The sequence below is a fragment of the Persicitalea sp. genome (assembly GCF_041751555.1).
Classification (GTDB): domain Bacteria; phylum Bacteroidota; class Bacteroidia; order Cytophagales; family Spirosomataceae; genus Persicitalea.
Genome location: NZ_JBGSXF010000627.1, coordinates 1 through 6,937 on the forward strand (window position 1 = coordinate 1; position 6,937 = coordinate 6,937).

Genomic DNA, 6,937 nt, shown 5'->3' on the forward strand with positions numbered 1-6,937 from the left:
TGTTCCAAGGGCATGAATCTGCACTACACCGTCATGGATCAAAGCGACCGCCTTCTATACCCACAGATGCGCATGAACCGTTCCATGCCTTTGCAGCGGGTGAGTTGGGATACGGCGCTGGAGCGCACGGCGGCAGTTTTCAGAACCTTCATTGAAAAATACGGTCCGGATTCGGTAGCCTTTTACGTGTCGGGGCAATGCCTGACGGAGGAGTACTATCTGGTTAATAAGTTGATCAAAGGCTTCATCGGTTCCAACAACATCGATACCAACTCACGGCTGTGCATGAGCTCGGCGGTGGTGGGCTATAAGCTTTCGCTAGGTGAGGACGCGGTACCTGTCTGCTACGATGACATCGAGGAGGCGGATGTTTTCTTCGTGCAGGGCGCTAACCCAGCCTGGTGCCACCCTATCATCTGGCGACGGATCGAGGCGCGGAAGGAAGCGATTCCTGACGTCAAGATCATTACCGTGGACCCACGCCTGACCGACACTGGCCGGGCTTCGGATCTGCACCTTCCCATCCGGCCCGGTACCGACATTACGCTCAATTACGCCATTGGTCGGATCTTGATCGAGGAAAAATATCTGGACGAAGAATTTATCATTGATCATACTGACGGCTTCGCTGAGTACCGTGAGCAAGTCATGGCCCGTACGGTGGACGAGGCGGCGGATATTTGTGGCATCGAGGCGGCGGATATCCGGCAAGCCGCCGAATGGATCGGACGTTCGAAAGGTTTCCTCTCGCTTTGGACGATGGGCATGAACCAATCGGTGGTGGGCGTAAACAAAAACCTCTCGCTCATCAACCTGCACCTCATCACGGGCCGAATCGGGGCGCCCGGCAATGGGCCGTTTTCGCTCACCGGGCAACCCAACGCGATGGGCGGACGTGAAGTTGGAGGCTTGGCCAATATTTTGCCCGCCCACCGTGACGTGACAGACGCCAAACATCGCATCGAGATGGAGGCCTTTTGGAACAGTCCTGTCAAAATCGCTGACAAGCCTGGCCTGACGGCCACCGAAATGTTCCAGGCGATGGATGACGACAAACTAAAAGCCATCTGGATTATCAACACTAATCCGCTGGTGAGTATGCCCGACGTCAACAGCGTGGAGCGAGCCCTGAAAAAAGGGCGGTTTGTAGTAGTCCAGGATGTTTCAAGCCGCGCCGATACGGTGGCGATGGCCGACGTGGTGCTTCCCGCCGCCGCCTGGCTTGAAAAAGAGGGTACGATGACTAACGCTGAGCGACGGATCACCTACCTACCCAAAATCCTTGACGCACCCGGCGAAGCCCTGCCTGACGTAGAAATCATCTGGCGTTTCGCGCAAAAAATGGGTTTTGTCCAGGAATTCGACTACAAATCGGCCGCCGAAGTGTACGACGAATACGTGCAAACGACGACGGACACCAACCTCGATATCACCGGGCTAAGTCACGAAATCCTGCGCAGGCAGCGCAGCGTACAATGGCCGCAGCGCATGGATACTGCGGTTGGAAAAACCTCCGTTGCCACACCACGCCTCTTTGCTGACCATAAGTTTTTTACCCCCAATCAAAGAGCACAAATCCATACCGCCCCCGATGGAAATACCTCAGAACCGACGGATACCTATTTTCCGCTTGTGCTGACGACGGGGCGTGTCCGCGACCAATGGCATACGATGACCAAGACCGGTCGCGTGGCGAAATTGAACCAGCACATTCCCGAGCCTTTTCTACAAATTAATCCTCAGGACGCTGCCGAACGCGACATCGAAGCAAACCAGCTTGTCACTGTGCAGGGACGACGTGGCGAGGTACGGGTGAAGGCGCAACTTTCGGATGATGTCCGACAGGGCGTATGTTTCCTGCCGATGCACTGGGGTAAAATTTTGAATAGCAATTTGGGTAGAGCCAACAACCTGACCAACAGTTTGGTAGATCCACGTTCAAAGGAGCCTGACTACAAATTTACCGCCGTACAGGTGGCGCTTTTCCAAAAACCAGTTGAAAAAATAATTGTTATTGGCGCAGGTTCGGCGGGCTTGGGTTTTGTCAATGCCCATCGGTCCACTAATCGCAAAGATGAGATTACGGTTTTTTCTCAGGAAATTTATCCCTTTTACAACCGTGTGCTATTACCCGACTACATCAGCGGGTCGCAAAGTTGGGAGCAGCTCGTAAAGCTGCGCGAGGAAGAGTTTGCCGAGGCGGGTATTAGGGTTCATAAGGGCGTTGGCATTGATAATATAGACCGAAAAAATAAAACCGTCACCGATACCAATGGCCTCATCCACAACTACGACAAGTTGATTTTGGCTACCGGAAGCCGGGCATTTATGCCTGAGGCCGTCCCCCAACTACCGGGAATTTTCAATATGCGCTCACGGCTGGATGCCGACGCGTTGCTACCTTTTCTCGGATACCCTGATCCGCATGCCGTAATCGTGGGGGGCGGTTTACTGGGTTTGGAACTGGCTGCTTCGTTGCGGGAACTGAATGTTCGCGTGTCTATCGTACAGCGCGGCGGGCGCTTTATGGAGCGGCAACTCGACCCGCTGGCGGGGGAGTTACTTTATCAGGAAATCCGCGATCGGGGCATCGAGGTGTACTTCAACGACGAAGTACTAACCTACCACGGCAAGAACAAGCTGGAAACCGTCCGTCTGAAATCGGGCCGCCAACTGGATTGTCAAGTGGCCGTTTTAGCCATAGGTACTACGCCGAATATCGAGCTAGCCCGCGCCGCCGGCCTGGAATGCAAACGGGGCGTGTTGGTCAACGACTACCTGCAAACTTCCGATCCCGACATTTTTGCGGCCGGGGAAATTGCCCAATGGCGTGGGCAGATGTGGGGCATCACCCTGGCCGCCGAGCAGCAGTCGGAGGTAATCGCCACCTACCTCAGCGGTAACGTAACCTTACCGTATCAAGGTAGTCTTTCAATGAATATCCTGAAAATAGAAGGGCTCCATCTGTGCAGCATTGGCCTGGCCGAAAGCCCGGACGACGCTCTATTTGGTAATGGATCAGCTTACGAGGAAATTATTTTTATCGACAAAGCCAAACGCTATTATAAGAAGTGCATCGTCCACCGGGACAAGCTGGTAGGGGCCATATTGATTGGCGATAAAAACGAGTTCAACGAATTCCGTGATCTGATTTCCCGTGGCACCGAACTATCCGAAAAGCGGCTGGAATTGCTGCGCTCAAACTCCAAAGCCGAAGCGCTGGAAGGAAAACTGGTCTGTGCGTGCAATACGGTTGGCCAGGGCAACATTGAAAAAGCCATTCAGGGTGGTTGCACCGAGTTCAAACAACTTTGTCAGAAGACGGGAGCAGGCACAGGCTGCGGCTCCTGCCGACCAGAGGTTAGGTCCATTTTGGAAGAAGCGATCAGCCAGACCCAGGTTGCCTTCGCCCACTAAACGCGGCATGCCGCGACTCTACCTTGTACTAAAAAACCATGCAAGACATTCAGACTATCAAAATCAATCTTCCCGGTGGCATCGTGTCGCCCGGGAGATTGCGTGAAATTCTCACCGTTGCCCATCAAGCCAAAGTTCAGCATGTACGTTTCGGGTCGCGCGAGCAGTTGATTTTTCGAGTTAATGGTGAGAAGGTGCGTTTTCTGGAAAGGGATTTGAAAAAACAGCGGATTCGCTATGAACTCAATGCCGACCAATACCCCAATATTGTCACTTCTTACTGCGCCGAGGAGGTATTTCGCACCGGGCTGTGGCTCCACGAAAACGAGTACCATACCGTTCTGGATGGATTCGATTATTCCCCAAGACTAAAAATAAACGTCTCCGATGCTAACCAGAGTTTCACGCCATTTTTTACGGGGAACCTCAATTTCATCGCTTCGCCCGAGCCACATTTCTGGTATTTGTATGTTCGACCCAAACAGTCGAATATTTTGTTTCGTTGGCGCGATCTGATCTATACCAATGATATTGCCCGCATCGCCCACGCGCTGGAACAAGTGCTACTGGACCCGCAAAGTACCAACCAATCGGAGCCTGAACTCTACAAGGAGATTTCTAAAAATAAATCCTTCATCACCCAACCCGCCGCTCAGGAGGTTGAACTTCCCGAATTCACGCTCCCCTATTACGAAGGCTTCAACCGCTACGGACAGCGGTCGTGGCTGGGCCTGTACCGCCGCGATGAGCAGTTCCCTATCCCTTTTCTGCTCGATGTGTGCGAGCTTTGCCTGGAAACCCGCGTGGGAGAAATCTGCACTACCCCCTGGAAATCATTGATTGTCAAAAGTATTGAGGAAAAAGATCGTAAGGAATGGAGCCGCATTTTGAGTCGTCACAATATCAACGTCCGTCACGCTGCCAACGAACTCGCCTGGCAGACCGAGGATCACAGTGCGGAAGGGGTGAATTTGAAAAAGTACATCCTCCGCTATTTCGAGAAGCATGACACGCGCACCTTTGGGCTATGCTTCGGTGTACAGACGCGCGACAAGTCGGAGGTGTTCGGATCCATTTTGATTCGCAAAAGGCCGACAGTAAAGCTTGGAAAATTAGGGTTACTACCCGTTTACGATCTTTATTTTACCGAAAACTATAACCCGAACAGCCGCAAGTACTTTCCCTTTGAAAAAGGTTTGATGAAAAATCATCTGCCAAACCAGCTGGATCGGCTTTGTCGAAAATTCAACGCTTCGCGCCAAACACCGAAGGCCGTAACAATTCATGCAGTTGAAAAACCAATTAATTATGACCAAAACGAGCAGTACCAATGCCCGCATTGCCTCACAATTTATGATGAAAAATACGGGGATGAGCGGGCGGGGATTGCACCCGGCCCATCCTTCGCATTGCTACCCGACGAGTACCTCTGCCCGACTTGCGATGCGTCCAAGTCAGAATTTGTAAAGCTGGAAACCGGGGAAGTTATGGTCTGATTTAACTAAATTCGCCTTATCAACATGGACACGACACTTGTGGAACCCGTCTTTTTTGCCTTCGAAAATGATTTTGTGGACACCCTCCGCTGTATTCCCATGATCGTGCGCTACAAGCTGGACATCGCCGATAAAAAACTACAGCTGGCCGAATGGAGCCGCCTGACCTCCGACGAAAAGCAAACGCTGGCTGAACTACCCAGTGAGTCACCCGCCGAAATCGAAGCTTACCGAAACTACCTTAATGCGCGGGTGTGGGAGCGGAGCGAGAAGGTAGTAAAAGACCTGGGCGGCGTCAATGCCTCTTGGGAAAACCTCGGCAAAGTACCTTTGGAGGTGATTGAAAAAGCACATGAATGGCAATGTACACCGCCTACTCTGGCACAATGGATGGGCTTGGGTTTACTGCAACGCTTCGCCCTCGTAAAGTTGAGCCGATCGGGACACGAGGGAGAGAATTTTCCGAAAGCTTTGGTGGAGTTTGGAATAAGGTGATCCCGCATAGGCGCAAAGATCACTCTAAGATTTAGTACCGGACGAACGGTCTGCTCTGTGCGTTTTAAAAATCGTGTGGAGTGTTGAAATTTTGGAAACTCGACTCATCTGTTAGAACCAGATGCGCTGTATTTGAAGAATTCAATAAGCGAGTAAGTCCATGTCCTGACAAACATCCATTTTCTATTTTCACCAGCACAGCAGCCAATAGCTGAGCAGAAAATATTCCGGGAAATGGTTGTAAAACTTTCTGATTTTCAAATACCCAAGCCTCATAATCTGGGTTTTTGAGATAAAAATCAATCAACTCTTTAAGTACGTCAGCCGACATATTTGGCATATCGCAGGGAAGTACCAGCACGTCACTCTGCGGATAGAGGCGGTGAAAACTCAGCAAACCTTTTAACGGCCCGCCTACAGGTAAAGCATGGTCAGCTATTAGCTCAAATTCTGAAAATACCTCTGCGGAGTAAGTCGACTTCTGTTCTTCCCGAATCATTACGGCTACGGGCATATCAACGTATTGCAAAAGCTTTCCCGCCCGATTTACCCATGCTATCGAATCGGTTGAAATCAGCCCCTTGTCCCGTCCCATGCGGCGACTTTCGCCCCCGCTGAGTACCAGGCCGTATAGTTTGTCTGATGTCATTACCTTGTTTCTTCTGCTTCGTTAACCGGCAATTGATTCTCGAATGCCAGTCTGTGGCAATGCGTCGTTGTCACTCTATGGCTTTGTCACTTTGTGGCTTTGTCGCTTCTTTAACCAATACCTCCGTGATCCTATTCAATTCCTGCACCTTGTATTCAAAGTCCCCGCGCAACTGATCGCGGACGGCTTTGAGTTGGTCCATGGCCGTTTCCAGGTCGTCAGGCAAGGCTTCGGTGAGTACTTCACGGAGCCGCTTAGCAAGGGTCGGCGACATACCGTTGGTCGAGATGGCCACTTTCAAATTGCCTTTCTTGACAATGGACGAAAGATAAAAGTCGCACTCGTCGGGCGTGTCGGCCACGTTGCACAGCAAATGCCGGGCGCGAGCCACACGCTTGATGCGTTTATTCTCTTCCCGGTCGTTGGTGGCTACAATGACTAAATCCTTATAGTCCAGGTCGAAGTCTTCGAAGTTTCTGGGGATGAGCGATACATGGGGCTTTTGAGCCGCGATTTCCCGGATTTCCTCCCGAATCTCGGGAGCTACGAGCGTAATTTTCGCCTCGGGCGAGTTTCCCAGCACCGCCTCTATCTTTTCCAGCCCCACGTAACCGCCACCCACGATGAGCAGGTGCAGGTCGTCGTTGTTGAGTTTGAGAAATATGGGGAATAAATGATTCAAGACTTAATGGGTTTTCTTTGTGGATTAAAATGCTAAGAACTCAAATTTAGCGGATTAAAGCGGATTCAAACTACTTTAGGCTACCGAATTTCACGCTTTCGCCGTACCTTTGCGGCATGATTGCGATAACGAACCTCAGCTACTACCTCGGCGACCGCGCCCTTTACGACAGCGCGTCGCTGCATATCAAGCCTAAGC

At 51.4% G+C, this 6,937-nt stretch carries 5 protein-coding genes; 3 read left to right on the top strand and 2 right to left on the bottom strand.

Annotation, left to right across the window (positions count from 1 at the left end; translation table 11 throughout):
• The 3 genes from ACEW8P_RS22170 to ACEW8P_RS22180 all read left to right on the top strand — a co-directional run.
• Positions 1-3,417: molybdopterin-dependent oxidoreductase (locus tag ACEW8P_RS22170; RefSeq protein WP_373515252.1), on the top strand; the 3,417-nt coding region annotated here is incomplete at its 5' end.
• Positions 3,418-3,455: 38 nt separating this feature from the next.
• Positions 3,456-4,913: a rubredoxin gene (locus ACEW8P_RS22175; RefSeq protein WP_373515253.1), complete on the top strand. Its 1,458-nt coding sequence runs from the start codon at positions 3,456-3,458 to the stop codon at positions 4,911-4,913.
• A gap of 24 nt (positions 4,914-4,937) precedes the next feature.
• Positions 4,938-5,408, top strand: coding sequence for a nitrate reductase associated protein (locus ACEW8P_RS22180; RefSeq protein ID WP_373515254.1), 471 nt, complete (start codon positions 4,938-4,940; stop codon positions 5,406-5,408).
• 64 nt (positions 5,409-5,472) lie between these two features.
• Here ACEW8P_RS22180 and ACEW8P_RS22185 read toward each other — a convergent pair whose 3' ends face one another.
• Together ACEW8P_RS22185 and ACEW8P_RS22190 are read right to left on the bottom strand one after the other, a co-directional pair.
• Positions 5,473-6,057: a molybdenum cofactor guanylyltransferase gene (locus ACEW8P_RS22185; protein ID WP_373515255.1), complete on the bottom strand. Its 585-nt coding sequence runs from the start codon at positions 6,055-6,057 to the stop codon at positions 5,473-5,475.
• 70 nt (positions 6,058-6,127) lie between these two features.
• Complete coding sequence (locus ACEW8P_RS22190; RefSeq protein ID WP_373515256.1) at positions 6,128-6,739, bottom strand: bifunctional precorrin-2 dehydrogenase/sirohydrochlorin ferrochelatase; 612 nt, start codon at positions 6,737-6,739, stop codon at positions 6,128-6,130.
• Positions 6,740-6,937: the final 198 nt, after the last annotated feature.

What these genes read in the sequence shown, in the direction of transcription:
- ACEW8P_RS22175 (WP_373515253.1), top strand. Translation starts at nt 3,456, where the DNA reads ATGCAAGACATTCAGACTATCAAAATCAATCTTCCCGGTGGCATCGTG.
- ACEW8P_RS22180 (WP_373515254.1), top strand. Translation starts at nt 4,938, where the DNA reads ATGGACACGACACTTGTGGAACCCGTCTTTTTTGCCTTCGAAAATGAT.
- ACEW8P_RS22185 (WP_373515255.1), bottom strand. Translation starts at nt 6,057, where the DNA reads ATGACATCAGACAAACTATACGGCCTGGTACTCAGCGGGGGCGAAAGT.